Genomic DNA, 25,335 nt, shown 5'->3' on the forward strand with positions numbered 1-25,335 from the left:
CCGCGCTGCTGTCGGATCTGGTCGAGCGCGGGCTGGATGCCCAGCGCATGCGGCTGTGGGTGATCGACGGCGGCAAGGCGCTGCGCCGGGCCATCGTCCAGACCTTCGGCGCCAGCGCGCTCGTGCAGCGCTGCCAGGAGCACAAGCGGCGCAACGTGCTGGAGCACCTGCCCAAGGAGCTGCACGCCGGCGTCAAGCGGGCCCTCAAGGACGCCTGGTCGGCCTCGGACGCCGATCTGGCGCGCAAGCAGCTCGGCCGTCTGGCCTCCGCGCTGCAGGCCAGGCACCCGGGTGCGGCCGCCAGCCTGCGCGAGGGCCTGGAGGAGACGCTGACCGTGCAGGCACTGGGCATCACCGGGGCGCTGTACCGCACGCTGCGCACGACCAACCCCATCGAGAACCTGAACGGCTCGGTGGCGCACTACAGCCGCAACGTCAAGCGCTGGGGCGACGGCCAGATGGTGCTGCGCTGGGTGGCCAGCGCGCTCAGCGACGCGGCCACGCGCATGCGCAAGCTGCGCGGCTGCGGCCAGATGCGCACCCTCCTCAAGGCCCTGGATGCCCGTCGTCCGGCAAGCGACGACGGCACCGTCTTCAAGGCCGCGTAGCATGTTCACCGAGGGGCCGTCACCGGTCACGGTTCAACAGCGAACGGGACATCGCCCAGATGGCCTCCACCGGATTGAGCTCGGGCGCGTACGGCGGCAGCGCGGCGACCGCGACCTGCCCGGCTTGCCGCTCGAGCCAGCCGCGCACGATGCGGCTGCGATGGATGGCCGCCCCGTCCCAGATCACCAGCAGCTTGCGCGCGATCTGGCGCTTGAGCGCGGCCAGGAACTCGACCACCTGCTCGCTCTTGACGGCGCCGTCGAAGAAGCGGAAGTAGAAGCGCCACCAGCTCAACCCGGCGATGGCCGACATCTGGCTCCAGCTGAAGCTTTGCTGGATCACCGGCGTGTGCCCGCGCCTGGCCCAGGTGCGAGCGACCGGACACTTCTCCGACAGCCCCGACTCGTCTATGAAGACGATGGTTCGGCCCTCGCGGCGGGCTTTTTTTGAGCCCGGGCCAGGTCTGGCGCTTCCACCTCAGGATCGCCTGCTCGTCGCGCTGCATGGCGCGCTTGTCGGGCTTCTGCGGCGAGAAGCCCAGGTCGCGCAGCAACTCCCAGCAGCCGGTCTGGCTGTACGCGACGCCGAACTCGCGCTCGATCACCGAGCGCACCCGCTTGACCGTCCACAGCTCGGTGGCAAAGCCCGCCTGCAGCGCACCGGCCACGAGCAGCCGCGACAGCGCCTCGCGCTGCGCGGCGTCCAGCCGCTTGGGCCGGCCCAGCGGCTTGGCCTTGAGCCTGCCCACCGCGCCGTTGGCCTCGGCCAACTGCCGCGCCCACACGCTGACGGCCTGCCGCGAGACACCCAGCTCGCGCGCCACCTCGGCCTGCGGCACCTTGCGCTTGAGCATGCGCGCGCCGGCGATGCGCCGCGCTTCGATGGCTTGCAGATCCCGCTTCGTTCCCATGCGCGCACTCCGGCAGATGTACTGCCGGTTCAACGCACGAGGGTGCCTTGCGGTTGTCAACCATTTATCGGTTTCTCAATAGATGGTCTGGCGGCATCTGATCGATGGCGCGCTTTGCCATGCGCAGCAAGAGTCGCTCAAATTCCCTTGCGAATCGTTCGCTATCGAATAGTGACGATGCCGAGCGCGCGTGGGTCAGCCTTCGTCGCAGCTCGTGCCGTCCCGAGTGGTCGATCGACAGATTGACAGCCAGATCCAAGTAGGCAGCATCGTCGCTGCAAACGCAGTCAGCGATGCCGACGGTCCAATTGAGGCTCGCCGCCACCCTGGCCGCAAAGCTCTGCCCCATGCGCGTAATGACAGGCACCCCGGCCCACAGCGCGTCACTCGCCGTCGTGTGCGCGTTGCACGGAAACGTGTCGAGGAACAGGTCTGCGTTGCGCAGCCGCGCGATGTGCGTCTCGTACGCCACCGGTGGCGCCCAGACGATGCGCTGCGGGTCGATGCCCAGCGCCAGCGCCTTTGGCTCGACGTTCTTGCGCACCTGCTCGTTCCATTCGAGCAGCCACAGCACCGAGTTGGGCACCCGGCGCAGGATCTCGGCCCAGAGGACGAGCGTCTGCGGCGTGATCTTGTACGGCTGGTTGAACGCGCACAGCACCACGGCGTCCTCCGGCAGTCCGCACTGGGCACGCGGTAGCGGTTGCGGCAGCGGCCTGCGACTGTCGTTGGGCTGGTAACAGACCGGCATCTGCGCGATCTTTTCGGTGTAATAGGCCGCATGCTCGAGCGGGGTCACGACGGGATCGCCGACGATGTAGTCGATCCAAGGTGCTCCGGTCGATCCCGGGTAGCCGAGGAACGACACCTGCACAGGTGCCGGCCGGTACGCGAAGATGGCCGGGCGAGAGTCGCGCGTGTAGCCCTTCAGGTCGATCAGCACGTCGATGCCGTCGTCGCGCATGCGCTGCGCCGCCTGCCGGGGATCGAGCTCCCCGATCTCGACGACGTGCTCGACACTGCGCACGACGCGCTCGCGCAGAGCCGAGTCATCCCGGCGGCTGTGCGAGTACACCGTCACCTCGAACCGGTTGCGGTCGTGCGCCTCGAGGACGCCAGCGAGCAGGATCAGTGTGGCGTGCTGGCAGATGTCGCTCGAGACGTAGCCCACGCGCAGGCGGCGGCCTTCGAGGGGTGCCATCGCCGCTGGCGGCAGCGGTGTGACGTCGCGCGCGACGTAGTTCGCGAAGCTGCGCGCGCCGCGCAGGTGCAGCGCCGGATCGTCCCAAAATGACAAATGGGCGAACGCGGTCACCGGCCGGTCGTCGTCGGCGGCGAGCTGCTCCAGCCCCTGCCGAAGCGCATCGAGGTCGTCCTGCAGATCGCTCCAGCGGCAGACCTCGCGCTCGCGAAATGCAAGCAGCCCGCGCAGGTGCAGCTCGTCACGGCCCGCACCCAGCGCGACGGCGGTGCGGAAACACTGCGCCGCTTCCTCTTTCTGATCTAGCGCCATGAAGCAGTGGCCCAGGCGAATGTGGGTCGGCACGTGGTCCAGACGCACGGACAGAGCCTGCATGTAGGCGTGGATCGCCTCCAGCGGCCGACCCTGGTATTCGATGCACGTCGCGTAGTGGAACCAGTAGTCCACCCCCCGGGGCATCGCCGGGTCGGCACTTGCCATCAGCGTGGCCGCCTCGCCATGACGGCCCATCGAGACCAGGCAGTGCACGGCGAGGGCCATGGCGACCTCACTGGTCGGGTCCGCGCCGAGCGCGCGCTTCGCATTGATCAGCGCGTCGTCCAGACGCCCCAAGTGCAGCTGCGTGCGCGCTACGTTGAGGTGGAACACCGACTCGTTCGGCTGCAGCCGGGCTGCGCGCAGGAATTCACGCTCGGCCTGGGCCCAGCGACCGCGCTTCGAGCTCGCCTGGCCGCGCTGCCATGCGCGATGGGCTTCACGGGCGGTGGCCTGTGCCATCGGGTGCTCCTCGATCATCGACGTCGTCACTGTAGAGACGCCGGAGTCATGGCATCGCCGGAATTGCGCGCCGTGCAGCGGCATTTATGCCGTCCGGCCTGGAGGCTTGGCAGGATCGCGACGCAGCGGAGTTGCGAAATGGGGCTAAAGCCCGGCGCTTTGTGTTCGATAACGCTCCCAACGGTTCGGTGCACGAACCGTGGTCCGGTTAGACGGCAAGGCGGCTTCCGCATTCGGAGCCCTTGCGCCGGCTAGCGTCGGGCGGTGGGCGTGACGGTGGTCACGTCAGGCTGGGGACGGGCAACCGCCCTCAATCGTCACCGGCGCATGCCGGAGTCATGGTTTAGAGAAGGAGCTCACGATGCCCGCAACGATCAACACCAATGTCATTTCACTGAACGCGCAGCGCAGCCTCAACTCGTCGCAGTCGGCGCTGGCGACCTCGATGGCCCGGCTTTCCTCGGGCCTGCGTGTCAACACCGCCAAGGACGACGCCGCCGGCCTGGCGATCGCCGAGCGCATGAACGCGCAGATCCGCGGCATGAACGTCGCGATCCGCAACGCCAACGACGGTATCTCGTACGCGCAGACCGCCGAGGGTGCACTGTCGAAGATCGGCGATTCGCTGCAACGCATGCGCGAGCTGGCCGTCCAGGCCCGCAACGCGACGAACACCGAGAAGGACCAGGACTCGCTGCAGAACGAGTTCAAGGAATTGCAGGACGAGATCAAGCGCGTGCTCGGTGGCACGACGTTCAATGGTGAGGCGCTGTTCACCAAGACCGGCACCCTAGAGTTCCAGGTCGGCGCTGGTACGACCGGGAATGACAAGGTCAGCATCGTGCTTGGCGGCACCTCGCTGAGCAACGACAGCACCTTGAGTGCCGTAACGACCTCCACCGCCATCATCGGTGACCTGACCACGACGACAGCCGTCTCCGGCGCGTCGATCGACGCGGTCATCAACAGCATCGACACCGCCTTGGACACCATCAACTCGAAGCGCTCAGTGTGGGGTGCCACGCAGAACCGCTTCGAGGCGGTGATCTCCAGCCTGCAGGTCAGCGTCGAGAATCAGTCCGCCGCCCGCGGCCGGATCATGGACGCCGACTTCGCCGCCGAGACGGCCAACCTGTCGCGCGCCCAAATCCTGCAACAGGCGGGCACCGCGATGGTCGCGCAGGCCAACCAGCTGCCGCAGCAGGTGCTCAGCCTGCTGCGCTGACCGAGCCTTCGTCCCCACGACGCCCGCGCCCCGCGCGGGCGTTTTGCTTGGTGCCCCGCATCGCGAAGAGCCCGCACCGGCGCGTCCATCTGGCTGCCCAAAGCCGCGCTATTCGGGCCATCCGTCCGCTCCCGACTGCCGATACTCGTTGCATCGAGAAATGCAGGTGGCGTCGTCGCCACCGGTCGCCGAATCACTTGAGGCTCGACAAGGAGAGTGACGATGCCGCAAACGATCAACACGAACGTCGCCTCGCTGAACGCACAGCGGGCGCTGAATTCGACGCAGTCATCGCTGGCGACGTCGATGGCGCGCCTGTCGTCGGGCCTGCGGGTGAACTCTGCCAAGGACGACGCCGCCGGTCTGGCAATCGCCGAGCGCATGAACGCGCAGATCCGCGGCATGAACGTCGCGATCCGCAACGCCAATGACGGCATCTCGTACGCGCAGGTCGCCGAGGGCGCCCTGTCGAAGATCGGTGACTCGCTGCAGCGCATGCGAGAGCTGGCACTTCAGGCCCGCAACGCCACCAACACCGAGCGTGATCAGGACTCGCTGCAGAACGAATTCAAGGAACTTCAAGACGAGATCAAGCGCGTCTTGAACGGTACGACTTTCAACGGCGAGGCGATCTTCACCAAAACGGGGAGCCTCGAATTCCAGGTGGGCGCCGGAACGACCAACAACGATCGCGTCAGTATCAATCTGGGTACCACCTCGATCAGCGCAGATCCCACCCTCGCCGCGGTGACCACGAGCACCGCGGTGATCGGCAACTTGACCACGACCACGGCGGTAGCAGGCACGGCCATCGATGCCGTGGTCAACGCCATCGACCTCGCTCTCGACACCATCAATTCGAGCCGCTCCGTGTGGGGCGCAACACAAAACCGCTTCGAGGCGGTGATCAGCAGCCTGCAGGTCAACGTCGAGAACCAGTCGGCCGCGCGCAGCCGCATCATGGACGCCGACTTCGCCGCCGAGACGGCCAATCTGTCGCGCGCGCAGATCCTGCAGCAGGCCGGCACCGCGATGGTCGCGCAGGCCAACCAGCTGCCGCAGCAGGTGCTCAGTCTGTTGCAGCGCTGACGCTCAAGCCGCGGCCGCGTCGGCCGATACCACGAACACCCGGCGCGGGGCGCGGCCCTGCCCGGGTGTTGTCACATCCAGCCCCCGGTAGGACCCCATGGCGACGATCTCTTCCCCCGGCATCGGCAGCGGCCTGGACGTCCAGTCCATCGTCGCGCAGCTGGTGGCGCTCGAGCGCCGGCCGATCCAGCAGCTCGAGAAGGCGGCCACCAAGATCCAGACGCAGATCTCGGCGTTCGGCAAGCTGCAGAGTGCGCTGTCGACGCTGCGCGACGCCGCGGCCCGGCTCACGCGCAGCGACACCTGGGGTGCCGTCAAGGCCGCGAGCAGCCGCCCCGAGGCGGTGGCGGCCAGCGCCGCCCCCGGCGCACAGACGGGCAGCTACAGCGTGCTCGTCCAGCAGCTGGCTGCCGGTCAGACGGTCGCGTCGTCGGCGTTCGCGGACCGCACCGCGCTCGTCGGCGCCGGCACGCTGCGCATCGAACTCGGCGACTGGGATGCCGCCCCGCCGGTACCCAAGACCGGCGCCACCGCGGTCGACATCGCGGTGACCGCCGACGACACGCTCGAGACGCTGCGCAACAAGATCAACGCCGCCGACGCCGGCGTGGCCGCCAGCATCGTCAGCGACGTCAACGGGGCGCGGCTGGTGCTCCGCTCGCGCGAGACCGGCGCCGAGAACGGCTTTCGCATCCAGGTCAGCGGCGACGCCGACGGCAACGACGCCGACGACGCCGGCCTGTCGGCGCTGGCCTTCGACCCGTCGGGAGGCACCAGCTTCCTGACGCGCAGCAAGCAGGCGGCCGACGCGCTCGTGCAGATCGATGGCATCGCCGTGCAGTCGAAGACGAACCAGCTCGGCGACGTGATCGGCGGCCTGTCGCTGACGCTGACGCAGGCGGGACCCGATCCGGTCGAGATCACCGTCGCGCAGGACGACGAGAGCCTGCGCAAGTCGGTCAACGACTTCGTCACCGCGTACAACGAGGCGATCAGGCTGCTGCGCGAGCAGACCAAGTACGACCCGGCGTCGAAGACGGCCGGGCCGCTGCAGGGCGACCGCACCGGCATCGCCCTGATGTCGCAGCTGCGCGCGCTGATGGCCGGCAGCTCGAGCGCCAGCAGCGTGTTCACCCGGCTGGCCGAGATCGGACTCGACGTGCAGACCGACGGCACGATCCAGGTGCGAGGCAGCAAGCTCGACAATGCGGTGGCCCACAGCGCCGAGCTGCGCAAGCTGTTCGCCGCGACGGGCACCGACCCCGACGCGCAGGGCTTTGCCCAGCGCTTCAAGGGCTTCCTCGACCAGGTGCTCGGCGCCGACGGCACGCTGCCCAGCCGCACCAGCGGCCTGCAGACGCGGCTGAAGAGCAACGAACTGCAAAAGGAACGCCTCGAGCAGCGCATCGCGCTGACCGAGCAGCGCCTGCTGCGGCAGTACAACGCGCTCGACACGCGTCTGGGCCAGCTCAGCGGCCTGTCGCAGTACATGACGCAGCAGATCACGCAGTTCAACAAGACGTCCAAGTGACGGCCCGGCCCGCGGCCGCAGCGCGCAAAGGGGGTGCTTCGGCACCCCCTTCTCGTTTCGCTGTCGCGCTCAAGTCGCCGCGCTGCCCGCCCGATAACCCAGGCATCGCGCTGTCCACCGTGTCGTCCCGATGCACCCCTTCGCCACCTTTGCGCCACCTGCCCCCGTCCGCCGCATGAACCCCTACCAGAAAGCGGCGGCCGAGATCGGCGTCGCCGCTGCCGACCCGCACCAGCTCATCGGCATGCTGTTCGACGGCTTCACCGCCGCCGTCGCCGAGGCGCGCGGCGCGCTGCGCCGCCGCGACGTGAGCACCAAGTGCGCCGCCATCGCCCGCGCAGTGCGCATCGTCGACGAGGGGCTGCGCGCCGGCTTGGACATCAAGGCCGGCGGCGCGCTCGCCCGCGATCTGTCCAGCCTGTACGCCTACATCGTCAAGCGGCTGACCGAAGCCAACCTGCGCAACGACGAGGCCGCGCTGGAGGAATGCCTGCGCCTGATGCAGCCGATCCACGAGGCCTGGACGGCGATCGCGCCGCGCCCGGCAGCCGCCCACGCCGGCTGAGCGGCGTCCCACCCCTGCCACCGATGACGACACCCACGATGAACCCGTCGCTGCTCAGCTACTACGAGGCCATCGAGAAGGCCAGCGCCGACATGCTCGCCGCGGCCAAGGCCGGCGACTGGAACGAGGTCGTCAAGCTCGAGGGCGCGTGCGTGCTGCTGATCTCGCAGCTCAAGCAGGCCGCGCGCAGCCAGCAGCTCGACCCCGAGGAGCGCAAGGCCAAGGCGCGCCTGATGCAGCGCATCCTCGTCAACGACGCCGAGATCCGCCACCTCGCCGAGCCGTGGCTCGACGACCTCGACCAGCTGCTGGCGGGGCGGCCCAAGACGCTGCACTGAACCGCGGCCGGCCAGGCCCTCCCGCGCGCACCGCAAGACCATGTTCCAGCACACCCAGCCTGCACCGCTCGGCGACGTCGGCGACGGCCTGGACGAGTTCCGCGTCGAGTCCCCGCGCGAGATCGTCGCGCTGCTGCGCCGGCTGCTCGACGCCAGCAGCGACGTGTTCCTCAGCGCGCCCAACGGCGCGCACGTGCGCACGACGCTGTGGACCGTCGACGCCGGGCGCGGCATGCTCAGCTTCGCCGCCGAGGCGGGCGACCCGCAGGTGCAGCGCCTCGTCGGCGCGACCGAGGTCGTCGCGGTGGGCTACCTCGACAACGTCAAGGTCCAGTTCGACCTCGGCCCGCTGCTGCTCGTGCACGGCGCCGACGCCTGCGCGCTGCAGGCTGGCATGCCGCGGCAGCTGTTTCGCTTCCAGCGCCGGCAGAGCTTTCGCGTCAAGCTGCCGGCGCGCGCCGGCGCCGCCGCGGTCCTGCGCCACCCGGCGCTGCCCGAGATGTCGCTGACGCTGCGCATCCTCGACGTGTCGATCGGCGGCTGCGCGCTGTTCGTGCCGGCCAACGTGCCGCCGCTGCCGCCGGGCACGCGCGTGCACGGCGCGCGCCTCGAGCTCGACGCGACGACGCGCTTCGCCGCGACGCTGATGCTGCACCACGTGACCTCGCTCGACGGCGACGCCGCCGGCACGCGCGTGGGCTGCTCGCTGCACGACCTCGACGGCGAGGCGCAGCGTGCGCTGCAGCGCTACATCGACCAGACGCAGAAGCGCCGGCGGCTGCTGTCGCTGGACTGAAGCCGAGGCCCGCGCCCATGGCCGCCCCGCGCGCGCGCGGCTTCACGCTCGTCGAGCTGCTGATCGCCACCGCCGTGGTGGGCCTCCTCGCCGCCGTCGCGTGGCCCGCGTACCGCGGCCACGTCGAGCACGCGCGCCGCGCCGACGCGGCCGCCGCGCTGCTCAAGCTCGAGCTCGCGCAGGCGCGCTTTCGCGCGCACCACGGGCTGTACACGCGCGACCTGCGCGCGCTCGGCCAGAGCGCGCACGTCGGCGCCGACGGCCGCTGGCGGCTCGAAGTGGCCGACGTCCACGCCGAGGGCTACACCGCGCGTGCGGTCGCTGCAGCCGCCAGCGGCGGCGACTGCGACGTGCTGACGCTCGAAGTCGACGGGCTGCACGCGCGCCGCGGCCCGGCGCCGCGCTGCTGGGGGCGCTGAGCGTGGCGCGCCGCCGGCCGCCGCGCGGCTTCACGCTCGTCGAGGCGATGCTCACGCTCGCTGTCGCGGCGATCCTGCTCGCGCTCGCACTGCCGAGCTGGGGCGACTTCACCGCGCGCCACCGGCTCGTCGCCGCCGGCGAGACGCTGGCCGGCGACCTCGCGCTCGCGCGCCACGAGGCGGTGCAGCGCGGCACGCCGGTGTACGTCGTGCCGCAACCCGGCGCGGCGTGGTGCTACGCGATCAGCACCGACCCCGGCTGCGACTGCCGCAGTGCGGGCGCCGCGTGCGCGCTGCGCGTCGTCGACGCCGGCGAGCACCGCGGCGTCGAGATGCTCACTGCGCAGCCGGTGCGCTTCGAGCCGGTCGACGGGCGCAGCGACGGCGGCATCGCGGCCACCTGGCGCGCCGGCGGCGCCTACGCTGCCGAGGTGCGCGTGCACCCGCTCGGCCGCGCGCGGCTGTGCAGCAGCGCCGCGCCGCTGCGCGGCGTGCCGGCGTGCTGATCGTCGAAACAGCGAACGTGCAGGTTCACACCTGCATGTTCATGATCTCGGAGTAGGCCTGCACGAGCCGGTTGCGCACCTGCAGCGTCGCCTGGAAGCCGATCTGCGCGCGCTGCATCGCGATCATCGTCTGCTCGAGGCTGACGTTGGGGTTGTCGAGCTGCACTTCGCGCTGCAGGCGCTGCGCCTCGAGCTGCTGCGCGCTGACCGACTTCAGCGCCTGCGCGAGCGCGTTCTGGAAGCTCGCCGGCGCGGCGGTGCGCGGCGCCAGCGGGGTGCCGTCGGGACGCAGGCCGGCGCGGGCGACGGCCTGGGCGAAATCGAAGGGCTTCAGGTCGACTTTCACGGCGCATCCAGCAGGCGCGGCGGGGTGGTCCGCGACGTCGCCACTGTAGGCCGCGGCGCCCTGGCGCGCGGGGGCGAAGTGCAGCCCGATTGCGGGCCTGTTCGCTCCATCGGCGACGACCCCCGTTGCGAACAATGGGCCCCGTCGCGAGCCGCCCCGCAGTCAGGGCGCGGCACCCGAAGCCCCGAGCGATGGACAACAACGCCCTCACCCCCGCCCCTGCCACCCCGCTGGCCGCGCCCGCCGGGCCGGTCGTCCACGACGGCGCGCTCGCGCGCCTGGCCGCGATGCCGCCGCGCTCGCGGATGATGCTGGGCGTCGGCGCCGCCGCGCTGGTCGCGGTGCTCGTCGCGCTGGCGCTGTGGAGCCGCCAGGGCGACTGGCGCGTGCTGTACGCCAACCTGTCGGACAAGGACGGCGGCGCGATCATCGCGCAGCTGTCGCAGATGAACGTGCCGTACAAGCACGCCGACGGCGGCAGCGCGATCCTCGTGCCGGCCGACCGCGTCCACGACGCGCGCCTGAAGCTCGCGTCGGCCGGGCTGCCCAAGGGCAGCGTCGTCGGCTTCGAGCTGATGGACAACGCGCGCTTCGGCCAGACGCAATTCCAGGAGCGGCTGACGTTCCAGCGCGGGCTCGAGGGCGAGCTCACGCGCTCGATCTCGGCGCTGGCGGCGGTGCAGTCGGCGCGCGTGCACCTGGCGCTGCCGAACCAGAACGGCTTCTTCCGCGAGCAGCAAAAGCCCAGCGCCAGCGTGCTGCTGACGCTGCACCCGGGGCGCACGCTCGACCGCGCGCAGATCGCCGGCATCGTGCACCTGGTCGCGTCGTCGGTGCCGGAAATGAACCCGAAGGCCGTCAGCGTGCTCGACCACACCGGTGCGCTGCTGTCGGGCCCGTCGGACTCGCTCGCGCAGCAGGGGCTCGACGCGCAGCAGCTGCAGTACGTGCAGCAGATCGAGCAGAACTACGTCAAGCGCGTCGTCGAACTGCTCGAGCCGCTGGTCGGGCGCGACAACCTGCGCGCCACCGTGACCGCCGAGGTCGACTTCTCGCAGACCGAGTCGACGTCGGAGCTGTTCAACCCGAACCAGGGCAACGCGCCGCAGGCGGTGCGCAGCCAGCAGGTCTCGGAGTCCAGCGGCGGCACGCCGGCCGTGCCCTCGGGCGTGCCGGGTGCGGCGACCAACCAGCCGCCCGTGCCGCCCACCGCGCCGATCAACGGCGCCGCCGCCCCGCTGCAGGCCGCGCAGGGCGGCACCGGCACGACGAACACGCGCCGCGAGCAGGTCGTCAACTACGAGGTCGACAAGACGGTGCGCGTCACGCGCGCGGCCACCGGCACGATCAAGCGCCTGAACGCGGCCGTCGTCGTCAACCACCGCACGACGACCGACGCGAAGGGCAAGACGACGACCACGCCGCTGTCGCCCGAGGAGATCGACAAGCTCACCGCGCTCGTGCAGGAGAGCATCGGCTTCAACAAGGACCGCGGCGACTCGGTGCGCGTGATCAACGCACCGTTCCGCACGCAGCCGGTGCCCGAGCCCGAGGCGACGCCGCTGTGGCAGGAGCCGTGGCTGCAGGACCTGCTGCGCAGCACCGCGGTCCCGGCCGCGCTCGCGCTGGTCGCGCTGACCGTCGTCTTCGGCCTCGTGCGCCCGGCGCTCAAGACGCTCGCGCCGCCGCCGGCGCCCGCGCGCGGCACGCAGCTCGACGCCGTCGTCGCCGACGAGCCTGGCGCCGCGCTGCTGCCCGCGCTCGAGGCGCCGAAGAACGAGGACAAGCTCGAGCGCGCGCGCCAGCTCGCACGCGAGAACCCGGTGGCCGTGGCCGGCATCGTGCGCGGCTGGGTGAGCGGCGAGACGGCCTGAGGCCGGCGGCACGACGATGGCAGCGCTCGACGACAAGGGCATCGAAGATGCCGCGATCCTGCTGATGTCGCTCGGCGAGGAGCAGGCCGCCGAGGTGTTCAAGCACCTCGCGCCGAAGGAGGTGCAGCGCATCGGCGAGGCCATCGCGAAGATGAAGGCCGTGCCGCGCGAGAAGGTCGACGCCGTGCTCGAGCGCTTCCACGAGGTCGCCGACTCGCAGAGCATGCTGGTGACCGACACCGACGAGTACGTCAAGACCGTGCTGCGCAAGGCGCTCGGCGAGGACAAGGCCAACCTGCTGATCGACCGCATCCTGCAGGGCAGCGACGTCACCGGCATCGAGAGCCTGAAGTGGATGGACGCCGGCTCGGTGGCCGAGCTGCTGCGCAACGAGCACCCGCAGATCGTCGCCGCGATCCTCGTGCACCTCGAGCACGACCACGCGAGCGACATCCTGAAGGCCTTCGGCGAGCGCCAGCGCAACGAGGTGATGGTGCGCATCGCGACGCTCGACGGCATCCAGCCGTCGGCGCTGAAGGACCTCAACGAGGTGCTGTCGAAGGTGCTCGCCGGTGGCGACCGGCTGAAGAAGTCCTCGCTCGGCGGCGCGAAGGCCGCCGCCGAGATCATCAACCTGATGGGCAGCTCGATCGAGACCTCGGTGCTCGACTACATCCGCGAGGCCGACGCCGACCTCGCGCAGAAGATCATGGACAACATGTTCACCTTCGACGACCTGGAGAAGCTCGACGACAAGGGCATCCAGACGCTGCTCAAGGAGGTGCAGTCCGAGTCGCTCGTCGTCGCGCTCAAGGGCGCGAGCCCCGAGCTGCGCGAGAAGATCTTCCGCAACATGTCCACGCGCGCGGCCGAGACGCTGCGCGAAGACCTGGAAAGCCGCGGGCCGGTGCGCCTGTCGGAGGTCGAGGCCGAGCAGAAGGAAATGCTCAAGATCGTGCGGCGGCTGGCCGACGAGGGGCAGATCGTGCTCGGCGGCTCGGGCGACGACGAGTTCGTCTGATGCACGCCGCGGGGACCCCCGATGTCCAGCCACCCACCGAAGCACGGCGATCGCAACGGCGCGACCTACGCGCGCTTCATCCCGCGCGAGGAGCTGCGCGACTTCGCCGCGTGGACGCCCGACGCGTTCGGCGGCACGCCGGCGCACACGCCCGAGGCACGCCAGCCCGACAGCGCGCAAAGCGTCGCCGAGGCGCTGCAGGCGCAGCTGCACGCCGCGCGGCAGGCCGGCTACCAGGACGGCTACCGCGACGGGCTCGTCGCGCTCGACAGCTTCAAGCGCAGCTTCGCGCAGCAGACGACGGCGCAGGTCGGCGCGCTGCTGCAGCGCTTCGACGACGAGCTGCTCGCGCTCGAGCGGCAGCTCGCGCACACCGTCGCGCGCGCCGCCGTCGAGCTGGCGCGGCAGGTCGTGCGCAGCGAGCTGGCCACGCGCCCCGAGCTCGTCGTCAAGGTCGCCGAGGATGCGCTCGGTGCGGTGCTGCTGTCGGCGCGCCACATCGTCGTGCACGTCCACCCCGACGATCACGACCTCGTCGCGCAGGGCGCCGCCGAGGTGCTGGCCGCCCGCGCGGCGCGGCTGGTGGCCAGCGCTGACGTCGAGCGCGGCGGCTGCCGCATCGAGTCCGAGCTCGGCCGCGTCGACGCACAGATCGGCACGCGCTGGGCGCAGGCCGCCGCCACGCTCGGGCAGGACGTGCCGTGGCGCGACGCCGGCGCGGCCGACGACGCGGAGGGCCGCACGTGACGGCGGCCACCACCCCGCGCGCACAGCGCTGGTCGCGCTACCTCGACGACCTGCGCACCTGGGCCGCGATCCCGCAGGAGCTGCGCACCGAGGGCAAGCTGGTGCGCGTGACGGGCCTCGTGCTCGAAGCCGCGGGCCTGCGCGTGCCGGTGGGCGCGGTGTGCGACGTGCACGTGCCCGGCGCCGCGCCGGTGCTCGCCGAAGTCGTCGGCTTCCACGGCGACCGCGCGTTCCTGATGGCCACCGGCGAGCTGCACGGGCTGGCCAGCGGCGTGCGCGTCGTGCCGCGCGAGGTGCCCACCGTGCCGCCGGTGCTCGGCGAGCACGCGCACCCGTGGCGACGCAGCGAAGACCGCGGCCTGCACCTGCCGATGGGCGACGGGCTGCTCGGCCGCGTCGTCGACTCGCTCGGCCAGCCGCTCGATCGCCTCGGGCCGGTGGCGAACACCCGCGACGAGCCGATGGTGCGCCGCCCGATCAACGCGATGGACCGCGACCCGATCCGCCAGCCGCTGGACACCGGCGTGCGCGCGATCAACGCGCTGCTGACGGTCGGCCGCGGCCAGCGCATCGGCCTGTTCGCCGGCACCGGCGTCGGCAAGTCGGTGCTGCTCGGGATGATGGCGCGCTACACCGCAGCCGACGTCATCGTCGTCGGCCTGATCGGCGAGCGCGGGCGCGAAGTCAAGGAATTCATCGAGGACATCCTCGAAGAGGAAGGCCGCGCGCGCAGCGTCGTCGTCGCCGCGCCGGCGGACGCGCCGCCGCTGCTGCGCATGCAGGGCGCGAGCTACGCCACCGCGATCGCCGAGCACTTCCGCGACCGCGGCAGGCACGTGCTGCTGCTGATGGACTCGCTGACGCGCTACGCGATGGCGCAGCGCGAGATTGCGCTCGCGATCGGCGAGCCGCCCGCCACCAAGGGCTACCCGCCGAGCGTGTTCGCGAAGCTGCCGCAGCTCGTCGAGCGCAGCGGCAACGGCCTGAACGGCGTGGGCTCGATCACCGCGTTCTACACCGTGCTCAGCGAGGGCGACGACCCGCAGGACCCGATCGCCGACGCCGCGCGCGGCATCCTCGACGGCCACATCGTGCTGTCGCGCGAACTCGCCGAGAGCGGCCACTACCCCGCGATCGACGTCGAGCGCTCGATCTCGCGCGTGATGACGTCGATCGCGCCGCGCGAGCAGCTCGACGCCGCGCGCCGCGCGCGCCACCTGCTGGCCAAGCTGAGCAAGGCGCGCGACCTGATCCAGCTCGGCGCCTACGCCGCCGGCAGCGACCCCGAGCTCGACGCCGCACTGCGCGCGCAGCCGGCGCTCACCGCGCTGCTGCAGCAGGACATGCACGAACGCGCATCGCTCGACGCGAGCCGCCGCCAGCTGCTGGCCGCGGTCGGCGCCGGCTGACGATCCCCCCGAACCGACGACGAGACCCCCACACCATGCAAACCCTGCTGCTGCTGCTCGAACGCGAAGAGGCCGAACGCGACCAGGCGCTGCTGCGGCTGCAGCACGCCGAGGACGAGGCGCGGCGCGCGCAGTCGCAGGCCGAGATGCTGCTCGCCTACCGCGAGGAATACCGCCAGCGCTGGAGCGCGCAGTTCGCCCGCGGCGGCAGCATGCCCGTCGTGCAGTGCTACCAGGGCTTCATGGCGCGGCTCGAGCAGGCCATCGCGCAGCAGCAGCGGCAGGTCGACGCGGCGCAGCAGCGCGCCGAGCAGTGCCGCGCCGCGCTGGCCGCGCAGCAGGTGCGCGTGGCATCGGTGCGCAAGCTCGTCGAGCGCCGCCAGCGCGACCAGCAGCAGCGCGCCGCGCGCCGCGAACAGAAGACCACCGACGAGACCGCCGCGCGCGCCCACCGCCACGCGCAGGCGCTGGCCGCGACGGCGGCGCTTCCCTCGGGTGCCTGAAGGACCGATTCCGATGACCGCCACCGCTGCCCTGCCCGCCACCCCGGCACCGACCGCGCGCGGCCTCGACACCGCGCCGCCGCGGGCGCATGCGGCCCCCGGCCGCGCAGCCGACTTCGCCGCGCTGCTCGACGACGCGCGCGCCGCCGCAGCGGCGCCGGACGACGCGGCCGTGACCGCCACGGCGCCAGCCGATGCGCAGGCCGGCGACGCGGCGGCTGCCCCCGACGCCGTCGCGGCCGACGCGGGCGCGACCGCCACCGCAGCGATGACGCCGCCGGCGATGCCGCGCGCGCCGTCGGCGGCCGGCGACGCCGGCGCCGACGCGGACGCATCGGCGCGCGTCGGCGCGCGGCGCGCGACGACGGGCGACCTGCCGATCGCGGTGGCGGACGGCACCGACGCCGTGCCCGACGCACGTGCGGACGGCCCGGCGCGGCGCACGGGGCACGCCGCCGACCGCGGCATGGCCGCCCGCACGCGCGATGCGCAGTCCGAGACGCCGTCGGCCACGCCGCAGGTGGTGCCAGGCGACGAAGCGCCGCGCGCGCCGGCGGCCGCCGCCGCCGCGGGCCGCGCCGCCGCGGAGGCGGCGCCGCTCGCGGGAGCGTCGCCGCCGGCTGCGAAGTCGCCGACCGAAGCGACGGCGTCGGCCGTCGTCGCGACGGTGGCCGCCGATGCGACCGCCCCCGCGACGGCGCGCACCGGCGCGCCAGCGCCGCTGCCCGAAGCGCGCCTGCCGCACCCGCTGCCGTCGCCGGCCTTCGCGCCGGCGCTGGGCCAACAGGTCGCGCTGTGGGTGCGCCAGGGCGTGCCGCAGGCGATGCTGCAGCTCAACCCCGCCGAGCTCGGCCCGGTGGCGGTGCGCATTGCACTCGACGGCACGCAGGCGCACGTCGACTTCACCGCGCTGCACTCCGCCACCCGCGACGCGCTCGAAGCCAGCCTGCCCGCGCTGGCCAGCGCGCTGCGCGACAGCGGCCTGACGCTGGCCGGCGGCGGCGTGTTCGACCGCCCGCGCGAGCAGCGCGACGACAGCCCGACCGGCGATACCTCGCCCGGCGGCACGCGCGCATCCGCGGCGCTGGGCGCCACCGGCGAGGCGGCCGACGCGCGGTCTGCGCCGCGCCGGCGCGGCCTCGTCGACTTGGTCGCCTGAGGGGCCCTGCGCGCGGCGGCGATGCGGCGCGCGTAAGCGTCGCTTTGGCCACGCTATTCGCCGATTCGCCGCCGGGGCCGCTTCGAATAATCCCCCACAGGGTCCGCCACATCGGCGGCCCCGACGCGAGGAGCCCCCATGTCTGCCGCCGCTGCCACCGCCACCGACGCCGCACCGAAGAAGGGCAAGAAGAAACTGATCGTGCTGCTGGCCGTCGTGCTGGTGGTGCTGCTCGCCGGTGCCGGCGGCGCGCTGTTCCTGCTGAGCAAGCAGGCCGCGCACGCCGACGACGAGGACGCCGCCGAAGAAGTCGCCAAGCCGACCAAGCACGCGGCCAAGGCGGCGCCGACCTTCGTGCCGCTGGACACGTTCACCGTCAACCTCGCCGACCGCAACGCCGAGCGCTACGCGCAGATCGGCATCACGCTCGAGGTGACCGACGCCAAGGTCGGCGACCAGATCAAGGCCTTCATGCCGGCGATCCGCAACAACATCCTGATGGTCCTGGCGCACAAGACCGCCGACGAGCTGCTGCAGCGCGAAGGCAAGCTCAAGCTCGCCGCGGAGATCCGCCGCGAGACGCTGCGCCCGCTGGGCTACGAGATCGACATCGACGACGAGGCCGAGCACGCCGACGACGGCGCGGCGAAGAAGAAGCGCAAGCGCCGCGCCGACGACCTGCCGGTGACGCAGGTGCACTTCTCGAACTTCATCATCCAGTGAGGCCGGTGCCCAGGTCGGCGACGGCGACACGATGAGCCAGCAGATCCTTTCGCAAGACGAAGTCGATGCCCTGCTGCAGGGCATCACCGGCGAGAGCCAGAAGCTCGACGCCGAGGAGGAGCAGACCGGCGGCATCCGCGAGTACAACCTCGCGAGCCAGGAGCGCATCGTGCGTGGGCGCATGCCCACGATGGAGATCATCAACGAGCGCTTCGCGCGCAACATCCGCATCGGGCTGTTCAACTTCATCCGCAAGACGCCCGAGGTCTCGATCGGCGGCATCAAGGTGCAGAAGTACAGCGCCTTCCTGCGCGAGATCGTCGTGCCGACCAACTTCAACATCGTCGCCGTCAAGCCGCTGCGCGGCTCGGGGCTCGTCGTGTGCGACCCGAACCTGGTGTTCGCCGTCATCGACGCGCTGTTCGGCGGCGTCGGCAAGTTCCACACCCGCATCGAGGGGCGCGACTTCAGCCCCACCGAGCAGCGCGTGATCCAGCGCCTGGTCGAGGTCGTGATCGCCGAGTACCGCAAGGCCTGGCAGGGCATCTACCCGCTCGAGCTCGAGTACCAGCGCTCCGAGATGCAGCCGCAGTTCGCCAACATCGCGACGCCGAGCGAGATCGTCGTGGCCACGTCGTTCACCTTCGAGGTCGGCGACAGCAGCGGCATGGTGCACATCTGCATCCCGTACAGCACGCTCGAGCCGATCCGCGACGTGCTGTACTCGTCGGTCCAGGGCGACGGCGCCGAGCCCGACCGCCGCTGGGTCAACCTGCTGAAGACGCAGATCCAGGCCGCCGAGGTCGAGCTCGTCGCCGAGCTCGCGCACGCGCCGGCCACCGTCGAGCAGCTGCTCGCGCTCAAGCCGGGCGACTTCATCGAGCTCGACCTCGAACCCGTTATCGAGGCCAAGGTCGACGGCGTGCCGGTGCTCGAGTGCCACTACGGCACCAGCAACGGGCGCTACGCGCTCAAGGTCGACCGCCTGATCTCCAGCTCCAACCTGAGCTGGCTCGGAGACACGCATGTCCGCTGAACCGAACGCCGCCCCCGACGCGATGAGCGAAGAAGACCGCATGGCCGCCGAGTGGGCCGCCGCGCTCGCCGAGAGCAAGCCCGAGACCGCCTCCGAGGTCGCCGACGCCGCGAGCCAGGCCGCGCCCGCCGCGTTCGCGAACCTGACGCCGAGCGCGCACGGCGCGGCCGCGGGCAACGACCTGAACATGATCCTCGACATCCCGGTGCAGCTGACCGTCGAGCTCGGCCGCACGCGGATCCCGATCAAGCACATCCTGCAGCTCGCGCAGGGCTCGGTCGTCGAGCTCGACGCGCTGGCCGGCGAGCCGATGGACGTGCTCGTCAACGGCTTCCTGATCGCGCAGGGCGAGGTCGTCGTCGTCAACGACAAGTTCGGCATCCGCCTGACCGACATCGTGACGCCGAGCGAGCGCATGCGCCGGCTGTCGCGCACCTGAGCCGCGCCCGCCCTGCGCATGGACACCCTGCCCTCCGGCCTGTCGGCGCTGCTGTGGTTCGCCGCCGTCGTTGCGGCGATCCCGCTCGTTCTGTGGCTCGTCAGGCGCACGCCGATCGGCGCCGCGGCGACGGCGCCCGGCGCGATGCGCACCGTCGCGGCGCTCGCGCTCGGCCCCGGGCAGCGCGTGGTCACCGTCGAGATCGGGCACGGCGCCGAGCGCCGCTGGCTCGTGCTCGGCGTGACGGCGCAGCAGATCACGACGCTGCACGAGATGGCGCCCGCCGCCACCGCGCACCCGGCCGCCGGCGAGGCGGCCGCACCGCTGCGGCAGCTGCTCGGCGACCTCGGCGTGCGTGCCAGCGGAGCGAAGCGCGATGCCTGAGAACCGCCATCGCGGCGCCGCGCGCGCCGCCGCCGGCCTGCTGCTGGCCGCCGCCGCGGGGGCGGCCGCGGCGCAGCAGGGCGGCAACCTGCCGCTGGTCGTCGCGCAGGGCGCAGCCGGCACCAGCTACTCGGTGCCGATCCAGACGCTGCTGTTCTTCACCGCGCTGTCGTTCCTGCCGGCGGTGCTGCTGCTGATGACGGCGTTCACGCGCATCGTGATCGTGCTGTCGCTGCTGCGCCAGGCGCTGGGCACGCAGGCCGCGCCGCCGAACCAGGTCGTCATCGGCCTGAGCCTGTTCCTGACCTTCTTCGTGATGAGCCCGACGGTGGACCGCGTCTACGAACAGGCCTGGCAGCCCTACGCAGCCAGCCAGATCGCGTTCGAGGAGGCGCTGTCGCGCGGCGAAGCGCCGATGCGCGAGTTCATGCTCAAGCAGACGCGCCAGAGCGACGTGCAGCTGTTCTCGCGCCTGGCGCGCCTGCCCGAGGGCACGCCGGCGGCCGAAATGCCGTTTCGCGTGCTGGTGCCGGCGTTCGTCACCAGCGAGCTGAAAAGCGCGTTCCAGATCGGCTTCCTGATCTTCATCCCGTTCCTGATCATCGACATGATCGTCGCCAGCGTGCTGATGAGCCTGGGGATGATGATGTTGAGCCCCGTGCTCGTCGCGCTGCCGTTCAAGCTGATGCTGTTCGTGCTCGCCGACGGCTGGAACCTGCTGCTCGGCTCGCTCGCGGCGTCGTTCGCCACCTGAACACCTGAAGGACATTTCCCGATGGACGCCACCCAGGTCTTCACCGCCGGCCAGCAGGGCCTGTGGCTGCTGCTGATGGTCTCGGCACCGGTGCTGCTGACGGTGCTGGGCATCGGGCTGGTGGTCAGCGTGTTCCAGGCTGCCACGCAGATCAACGAGGCCACGCTGAGCTTCGTGCCGAAGATCATCGGCGCCGTCGCGGTGCTCGCCGTCGCCGGGCCGTGGATGATGACGACGCTCGTCGAGTACCTGCAGCGCACGCTGCAGTCGATCCCCGCCGCGGTCGGCTGAGCGCAGCGCGCCGGGCGGCGATGCTGACCTTCACCGACGCGCAGCTGCTGGCGTGGGTCACGCCGCTGCTGTGGCCGTTCCTGCGTGTGCTGGCGATGTTCACCGCGCTGCCGGTGCTGGGCACGCGCACGGTGCCGCTGCGCGTGCGCATCGCGCTGGCGTTCTTCATCGCGCTGGCCGCGCAGCCGATGCTGCCGCCGCTGCCGCCCGAGGTGGCCGCAGTCGCGCTCGACGCGCCGGCCGCGGCGCTGCTGGTCGCGCAGCAGGTCCTCGTCGGGCTGAGCCTGGGCTTCGCGGTGCGCATCGTGTTCGCCGCCGTCGAGTTCGCCGGCGAGATCGTCGGGCTGCAGATGGGGCTGAACTTCGCCGGCTTCTTCGACCCGGTGACGGCGTCGCAGACCACGGCGACGAGCCGCTTCTTCGGCACCGCGGTGGCGTGGCTGTTCGTCGTGATCAACGGTCACCTGATCGTGATCGCCGCGGTGGTGGCGAGCTTCGCCGCATTGCCGATCGCGCCGGAGCCGCTGGCTTTCGTGCGCCAGGCGCAGCCGCAGGTGTGGGGTGCCGAGGTGTTCCGCCTCGGGCTGTGGATCGCGCTGCCGATCGTCGCGATGCTGCTGTTCGTCAACCTCGTGCTCGGGCTGATCTCGCGCGTGGCCGCACAGATGAACATCTTCGCGATCGGCTTCCCGATCACGGTCGGCGTCGGGCTGCTGGGCATGCTGCTGACGATGCCGATGATGCAGGCGCCGTTCACGATCGCGCTGGAGGCGATGCTGGCGCGATTCCAGTGACCGCCGCGGCGAAAGCGTTTGACCTGCATCAAACGCCTCGGCTCAAGCCGGCGGTTGCGGCAACCGAAGAAACGGTCATCCGCGGCGATCCGCGATTCACCTCTTCGCACCGATGCGCAACAACGGCCCCGTGACCGGCCGCGAACACCCGTTTCCGGCCGGCAAGACCCTCGTCTCCGTGACCGACCTGAAGGGTCGGATCACTTACGCCAACGACGCCTTCGTCGAAGTCAGCGGCTTCGCACGCGACGAGCTACTCGGCCAGCCGCACAACGTCGTGCGCCACCCCGACATGCCGGCCGAGGCCTTCCGCGACCTGTGGGCGACGATCGCCGACGGCCGCCCCTGGACCGGCATCGTCAAGAACCGGCGCAAGAACGGCGACCACTACTGGGTGCGCGCGAACGCGACGCCGATCGTGCGCGACGGTCGCATCGCCGGGTACCTGTCGGTGCGTGCCGCCGCGTCGCCGGCCGAGGTGCAGGCCGCCGAAGCGCTGTACGCGCGCCTGCGCGACGAAGCCGCACGCGGCGTGCGGCGCACCGCGCTCGACGGCGGCACGGTGGTGCGCGCCGATGCGCTCGGGCGGCTGGCGCGGCGGCTGCGGCCGGGGCCGCTCGCATCGACCGGCCTGGCCGTCTTCGCGGCGTGTGCCGCCAGCGGCGCCGCGTCGATCGCGCACCCGCAGGCCGGCGCGGCGGCGGCGCTGGCGGCCGCCGTGGCGGCGTCGTGGGCCGTCGCGCGCTTCGCCCTCGCACCGGTCCAGGCCTGTGTGCACAAGGCGCAGCGGCTCGCCGCGGGCGACTTGAGCGTCGAGATCCCGACCGACGGCCGCGGCCCGTCGGCCGAAATCCGGCGTGCGCTCGCGCAGATGGTCGCCAACCTGCGCACCGTCGCGATCGAGGTGCGCGACGAGGTCGCCCACCTGCGCCAGGCGATCGCCGAGATCGCCGCCGGCAACAGCGACCTGTCGGCGCGCACCGAGACGCAGGCCGGCCGCCTGCAGCAGACCGCGGCGTCGATGACGCAGATCGCCGGCAGCGCGAGCGCGAGCGCCGGCGCCGCCGCCGACGGCGCGCGCATGGCGCAGCGCATGGCCGATCTGGCCGCGCGCAGCCACGCCACCGTGCAGGCGGTGGCCGACGCGATGGCGGCGATCGACGCGTCGTCGCGCCGGATGCACGAGATGATCGGCGTCGTCGAAGGCGTCGCGTTCCAGACCAACCTGCTCGCGCTCAACGCCGCCGTCGAGGCGGCGCGCGCGGGCCCGGCCGGGCGCGGCTTCGCCGTCGTCGCCGGCGAGGTGCGTGCGCTCGCGCAGCGCACCGCCGAGGCCGCGCGCGACATCCGCGGCCTGATCGCCGACGCCGGCGAGCGCGTGCAGGCCGGCAACGCGCACACGCGCGACGCGGCGACGTCGATGACCGACGCCGTCGACGAGGTGCGCCGCGTCAGCGCGCTGCTCGAGCGCATCGCCGCGGCCACCGGCGAGCAGCAGCGAGGCGTCGCCGACGTCGGCGCCGCCGTCGCGCAGATGGACGCGCTGACGCAGCAGAACGCCGCGATGGTCGAGCAGCTCGCCGCCGCGGCGCAGCAGCTCGCCGCGCAGGTGCGCAGCACCGAGCAGGTGATGCGGCTGCTGCGGCTGCGCGCCGACGAGCCGACGCTGGCCGACGCCGACGCCGTCGCGCTGCGCCGCGACGCGCGCGCCCACGCGGCCTGAGGGCGCACTGCGCGGCGCGCGCCGGCACCATGCACGGACGGCCGCGCCGCCGCGCGGCCGGCTCAGGCGCCGTTCAGCGCGTCGCGCTGTGCTTGGCGATCAGCGCCTTCGCGGCCTCGAGCAGCTGCCGGCCGTTGGCGCCGCGCGCATCGACGTCCTTGATCCAGGCCTCGACGACGGGCTCGCCGGCCTTCTTCCAGTGCTGCAGCTCGTCCTTGCCGATCACGTTGGTCGTGTTCTTCGCGGTGAGCTTCTTGCCCTCGGCGTCGGCGGCGAGGAAGGTCTTGCCGATCTGGCCCGACAGCGCCTGCCCGCTGTTGGCGTCGACGACCTTCTTCAGGTCCGGCGGCAGGCTGTCGTACTTGGCGCGGTTCATCACGAACATGAAGGTCGACGTGTAGAACGCCGGCTCCGACGGGTCGGTCTCGGAGTGGAACTTCACGATCTCGTGGATCTTGACCGCCGGCACCACCTCGTAGGGCACGACGGCGCCGTCGATGGTGCCCTTGTTCAGCGCCTCGCCGACCTGCGGCACCGGCATGCCCACCGGCGTGGCACCCAGCGCGGCGAGGAAGCGGTTGGTCTGGCGCGTCGGCGCGCGCAGCTTCAGGCCCTTGAAGTCGGCCATCGTGCGGATCGGCTTGTCGCGCATGTGGAACACGCCGGGGCCGTGGACGTGGAACGCGATCGGGTGCACGTCCTTGAACTCGTTGGGCGCGTGCTGCTGCACGTAGTCCCACAGCGCCTTGCTGGTCGCCTCCGCGTCCCTCATCATGAACGGCAGCTCGAACACCTCCGACAGCGGGAAGCGCCCGGCCGTGTAGCCCGGCAGCGACCAGATCACGTCGACGACACCGTCCTTGACCTGGTCGTACAGCTGCGGCGGCGTGCCGCCGAGCTGCATCGACGGGAAGATCTGGCACTTCAGCCGGTTGTTCGAGTCCTTGGCGATCTTGTCGCACCAGGGCTGGATGAACATCGTGTGCGCGTACGAAGTCGCCGGCAGGAAGTGGTGCACGCGCAGCGTCACCTCCTGCGCCTGCGCGCCGCCGAACGCTGCTGCCGCCACCGTGGCCATCAGCCCTGCCCGCAGGGCTTTCCAAGAACGCATCATCCAGAGTCTCCTTCGTCGAATCGGTTCGCCAGCGCCCGATCGCAGCCGCCGACGCGCGCCCGTCGAGCGCGGCGCAGTCTAGGAAGCGCGCGGCGCGTCGCACAGATCCGGCGATCGCGCCCGCGATAACCGCTGGTTATCATGGGGGCGTGAAGCTCGCATCGCTGCAGGCACTCGTCGCCGCCGTCGAGGAAGGCAGCCTGCGCGCCGCCGCGCGCCGGCTCGGCGTGTCGCAGCCGGCGCTGACGAAGATGGTGCGCGAGCTCGAACGCGAGCTGTCGGCGACGCTGCTGCTGCGCTCGACGACCGGCGTCGTCGCGTCGGCGCAGGGCAAGGTGCTGTACGAGCACGCGCGCACCGTCGCGCGCGAGCTCGACACCGCGGTCGAGCAGGTGCAGCAGCTCGGCGGGCGCATGGTCGGCGAACTCGGCATCGCCGCAGTGCCGCTGGCGGTGCTGCTGCTGATCCCCGAGACGCTGCGCACCTTCACGCGCGAGTTTCCCGACATCCGGCTGCGCATCGCCGAGGAGCTGTACATCGCGCAGCTGACCAAGCTGCGCACCGGCGAGGTCGACCTCGCGATCGGCCCGATCCCGCAGGGGCTTCCGGCAGGCGAGTTCACGACCGAGCCGCTGATGCCGGTGACGATGGCCGTCGTCGTGCGCAAGGGCAGCGCGCTGGCGCGCTCGCGCTCGCTGCGCGAGCTCGCGCGCTCGCGCTGGGTCTACACCAGCGACGCCGGCGCCACCGGCTACGCGCGCATGCTGTTCGAGCACCACGGCCTGCCGGCACCGCCGGCAGGGGCGGTCGTCAACTCGACACTGGCGCTGATGGCCGTGATCGGCAGCGGCGACTATGTCGGCCTGATGCCGATGCCGATCGCCACGCACCCGGCCGCGGCGCCGTATCTGAGCGTGGTGCCGATCGCCGAAGGCCACCTGGACCTGACGATCGGCGTCGTCGTGCGCGGTGACACGGCGCTCAAGCCCGCCGTGCGGCACTTCGTCTCGCACCTGCACCGCGCCGCGCACCACGTCGCGGCGGGGCCGTGA

Annotated in this window: 28 protein-coding genes and 1 pseudogene; 24 read left to right on the forward strand and 5 right to left on the reverse strand. The window is 71.7% G+C overall.

Annotated elements, in window-relative coordinates; translation table 11 throughout:
* The coding region (locus tag DRV96_RS15520; protein WP_210757073.1) for a transposase at positions 1–608 on the forward strand (608 nt) is incomplete at its 5' end.
* Between the two features lie 19 nt (positions 609–627).
* Here DRV96_RS15520 and DRV96_RS18440 read toward each other — a convergent pair.
* From DRV96_RS18440 to DRV96_RS15535, 3 genes and pseudogenes are all read right to left on the reverse strand, one after another.
* Positions 628–1,029 carry a transposase gene (locus DRV96_RS18440; protein WP_119292805.1) on the reverse strand — a complete coding sequence of 134 codons (402 nt, stop codon included), beginning with the start codon at positions 1,027–1,029 and terminating at the stop codon, positions 628–630.
* Positions 1,030–1,084: 55 nt separating this feature from the next.
* A pseudogene (locus tag DRV96_RS18445) lies at positions 1,085–1,519 on the reverse strand (winged helix-turn-helix domain-containing protein); the annotation flags it as partial.
* A gap of 64 nt (positions 1,520–1,583) precedes the next feature.
* The gene (locus DRV96_RS15535; protein WP_162911104.1) at positions 1,584–3,497 is read right to left on the reverse strand and encodes an O-linked N-acetylglucosamine transferase, SPINDLY family protein; all 1,914 of its coding nucleotides are present in this window, start codon (positions 3,495–3,497) and stop codon (positions 1,584–1,586) included.
* A gap of 361 nt (positions 3,498–3,858) precedes the next feature.
* Between DRV96_RS15535 and DRV96_RS15540 the strand changes: the two genes are divergently transcribed.
* The 8 genes from DRV96_RS15540 to DRV96_RS18640 all read left to right on the forward strand — a co-directional run bounded on the left by DRV96_RS15540 (position 3,859) and on the right by DRV96_RS18640 (position 9,966).
* Positions 3,859–4,722 carry a flagellin domain-containing protein gene (locus tag DRV96_RS15540; RefSeq protein ID WP_119292809.1) on the forward strand — a complete coding sequence of 288 codons (864 nt, stop codon included), beginning with the start codon at positions 3,859–3,861 and terminating at the stop codon, positions 4,720–4,722.
* A gap of 222 nt (positions 4,723–4,944) precedes the next feature.
* A complete protein-coding gene (locus DRV96_RS15545) occupies positions 4,945–5,811 on the forward strand; it encodes a flagellin N-terminal helical domain-containing protein (RefSeq protein ID WP_119292811.1) in 867 nt (288 codons plus the stop codon).
* A 97-nt stretch (positions 5,812–5,908) separates the two neighbouring features.
* Positions 5,909–7,342, forward strand: a complete 1,434-nt coding sequence (gene fliD / locus DRV96_RS15550) for a flagellar filament capping protein FliD (RefSeq protein ID WP_119292813.1) — start codon at positions 5,909–5,911, stop codon at positions 7,340–7,342.
* A gap of 175 nt (positions 7,343–7,517) precedes the next feature.
* Positions 7,518–7,907: a flagellar export chaperone FliS gene (gene fliS, locus DRV96_RS15555; protein WP_119292815.1), complete on the forward strand. Its 390-nt coding sequence runs from the start codon at positions 7,518–7,520 to the stop codon at positions 7,905–7,907.
* A 38-nt stretch (positions 7,908–7,945) separates the two neighbouring features.
* Positions 7,946–8,245: a flagellar protein FliT gene (locus tag DRV96_RS15560; protein ID WP_119292817.1), complete on the forward strand. Its 300-nt coding sequence runs from the start codon at positions 7,946–7,948 to the stop codon at positions 8,243–8,245.
* Between the two features lie 40 nt (positions 8,246–8,285).
* Positions 8,286–9,041, forward strand: coding sequence for a flagellar brake protein (locus DRV96_RS15565; RefSeq protein ID WP_119292819.1), 756 nt, complete (start codon positions 8,286–8,288; stop codon positions 9,039–9,041).
* Between the two features lie 17 nt (positions 9,042–9,058).
* Positions 9,059–9,460: a type IV pilin protein gene (locus DRV96_RS15570; RefSeq protein WP_119292821.1), complete on the forward strand. Its 402-nt coding sequence runs from the start codon at positions 9,059–9,061 to the stop codon at positions 9,458–9,460.
* A gap of 2 nt (positions 9,461–9,462) precedes the next feature.
* Complete coding sequence (locus DRV96_RS18640; protein WP_162911105.1) at positions 9,463–9,966, forward strand: GspH/FimT family pseudopilin; 504 nt, start codon at positions 9,463–9,465, stop codon at positions 9,964–9,966.
* Positions 9,967–9,991: 25 nt separating this feature from the next.
* Here DRV96_RS18640 and fliE read toward each other — a convergent pair whose 3' ends face one another.
* On the reverse strand, positions 9,992–10,312 hold the full coding sequence (fliE, locus tag DRV96_RS15580) for a flagellar hook-basal body complex protein FliE (protein WP_119292823.1): 321 nt from the start codon (positions 10,310–10,312) through the stop codon (positions 9,992–9,994).
* A 191-nt stretch (positions 10,313–10,503) separates the two neighbouring features.
* Here fliE and fliF point away from each other — a divergent pair, with 191 nt between their 5' ends.
* The 14 genes from fliF (at position 10,504) to DRV96_RS15650 (ending at position 23,169) form a co-directional block, all read left to right on the forward strand.
* Positions 10,504–12,186, forward strand: a complete 1,683-nt coding sequence (fliF, locus tag DRV96_RS15585; RefSeq protein WP_119292825.1) for a flagellar basal-body MS-ring/collar protein FliF — start codon at positions 10,504–10,506, stop codon at positions 12,184–12,186.
* A 16-nt stretch (positions 12,187–12,202) separates the two neighbouring features.
* Positions 12,203–13,207, forward strand: coding sequence for a flagellar motor switch protein FliG (fliG, locus tag DRV96_RS15590; protein WP_119292827.1), 1,005 nt, complete (start codon positions 12,203–12,205; stop codon positions 13,205–13,207).
* A gap of 21 nt (positions 13,208–13,228) precedes the next feature.
* A complete protein-coding gene (locus tag DRV96_RS15595; RefSeq protein ID WP_119292829.1) occupies positions 13,229–13,954 on the forward strand; it encodes a FliH/SctL family protein in 726 nt (241 codons plus the stop codon).
* Entirely contained in the window at positions 13,951–15,363 is a 1,413-nt protein-coding gene (gene fliI, locus DRV96_RS15600; RefSeq protein WP_119292831.1) for a flagellar protein export ATPase FliI, read from the forward strand. The genes DRV96_RS15595 and fliI overlap by 4 nt, the downstream gene beginning before the upstream one ends.
* Before the next feature lie 35 nt (positions 15,364–15,398).
* Positions 15,399–15,866: a flagellar export protein FliJ gene (fliJ, locus tag DRV96_RS15605; protein ID WP_119292833.1), complete on the forward strand. Its 468-nt coding sequence runs from the start codon at positions 15,399–15,401 to the stop codon at positions 15,864–15,866.
* Positions 15,867–15,879: 13 nt separating this feature from the next.
* The gene (locus DRV96_RS15610; RefSeq protein WP_119292835.1) at positions 15,880–17,025 is read left to right on the forward strand and encodes a flagellar hook-length control protein FliK; all 1,146 of its coding nucleotides are present in this window, start codon (positions 15,880–15,882) and stop codon (positions 17,023–17,025) included.
* A 138-nt stretch (positions 17,026–17,163) separates the two neighbouring features.
* Positions 17,164–17,748 (forward strand): flagellar basal body-associated FliL family protein, encoded by a 585-nt coding sequence (locus DRV96_RS15615; protein ID WP_119292837.1) that lies wholly within the window; start codon positions 17,164–17,166, stop codon positions 17,746–17,748.
* Positions 17,749–17,779: 31 nt separating this feature from the next.
* Complete coding sequence (gene fliM / locus DRV96_RS15620; RefSeq protein ID WP_119292839.1) at positions 17,780–18,784, forward strand: flagellar motor switch protein FliM; 1,005 nt, start codon at positions 17,780–17,782, stop codon at positions 18,782–18,784.
* A complete protein-coding gene (fliN, locus tag DRV96_RS15625) occupies positions 18,774–19,223 on the forward strand; it encodes a flagellar motor switch protein FliN (protein ID WP_119292841.1) in 450 nt (149 codons plus the stop codon). Before fliM ends, fliN begins: the two co-directional genes overlap by 11 nt.
* Positions 19,224–19,241: 18 nt before the next feature.
* Positions 19,242–19,607 (forward strand): FliO/MopB family protein, encoded by a 366-nt coding sequence (locus tag DRV96_RS15630; RefSeq protein WP_119292843.1) that lies wholly within the window; start codon positions 19,242–19,244, stop codon positions 19,605–19,607.
* Positions 19,600–20,361 (forward strand): flagellar type III secretion system pore protein FliP, encoded by a 762-nt coding sequence (fliP, locus tag DRV96_RS15635; RefSeq protein ID WP_119292845.1) that lies wholly within the window; start codon positions 19,600–19,602, stop codon positions 20,359–20,361. The genes DRV96_RS15630 and fliP overlap by 8 nt, the downstream gene beginning before the upstream one ends.
* A gap of 21 nt (positions 20,362–20,382) precedes the next feature.
* On the forward strand, positions 20,383–20,652 hold the full coding sequence (gene fliQ, locus DRV96_RS15640; RefSeq protein WP_119292847.1) for a flagellar biosynthesis protein FliQ: 270 nt from the start codon (positions 20,383–20,385) through the stop codon (positions 20,650–20,652).
* A gap of 20 nt (positions 20,653–20,672) precedes the next feature.
* Entirely contained in the window at positions 20,673–21,446 is a 774-nt protein-coding gene (gene fliR, locus DRV96_RS15645; RefSeq protein ID WP_119292848.1) for a flagellar biosynthetic protein FliR, read from the forward strand.
* A gap of 130 nt (positions 21,447–21,576) precedes the next feature.
* A complete protein-coding gene (locus DRV96_RS15650) occupies positions 21,577–23,169 on the forward strand; it encodes a methyl-accepting chemotaxis protein (RefSeq protein WP_336470526.1) in 1,593 nt (530 codons plus the stop codon).
* A 73-nt stretch (positions 23,170–23,242) separates the two neighbouring features.
* Here DRV96_RS15650 and DRV96_RS15655 read toward each other — a convergent pair whose 3' ends face one another.
* Entirely contained in the window at positions 23,243–24,283 is a 1,041-nt protein-coding gene (locus DRV96_RS15655; protein ID WP_336470527.1) for a TRAP transporter substrate-binding protein, read from the reverse strand.
* Between the two features lie 149 nt (positions 24,284–24,432).
* On the opposite strand from DRV96_RS15655, the gene DRV96_RS15660 reads away from it, so the two are divergent.
* Positions 24,433–25,335: a LysR family transcriptional regulator gene (locus tag DRV96_RS15660; RefSeq protein WP_119292852.1), complete on the forward strand. Its 903-nt coding sequence runs from the start codon at positions 24,433–24,435 to the stop codon at positions 25,333–25,335.

The sequence above is a fragment of the Azohydromonas sediminis genome, assembly GCF_003574675.1.
Lineage (GTDB): Bacteria > Pseudomonadota > Gammaproteobacteria > Burkholderiales > Burkholderiaceae_C > Calidifontimicrobium > Calidifontimicrobium sediminis.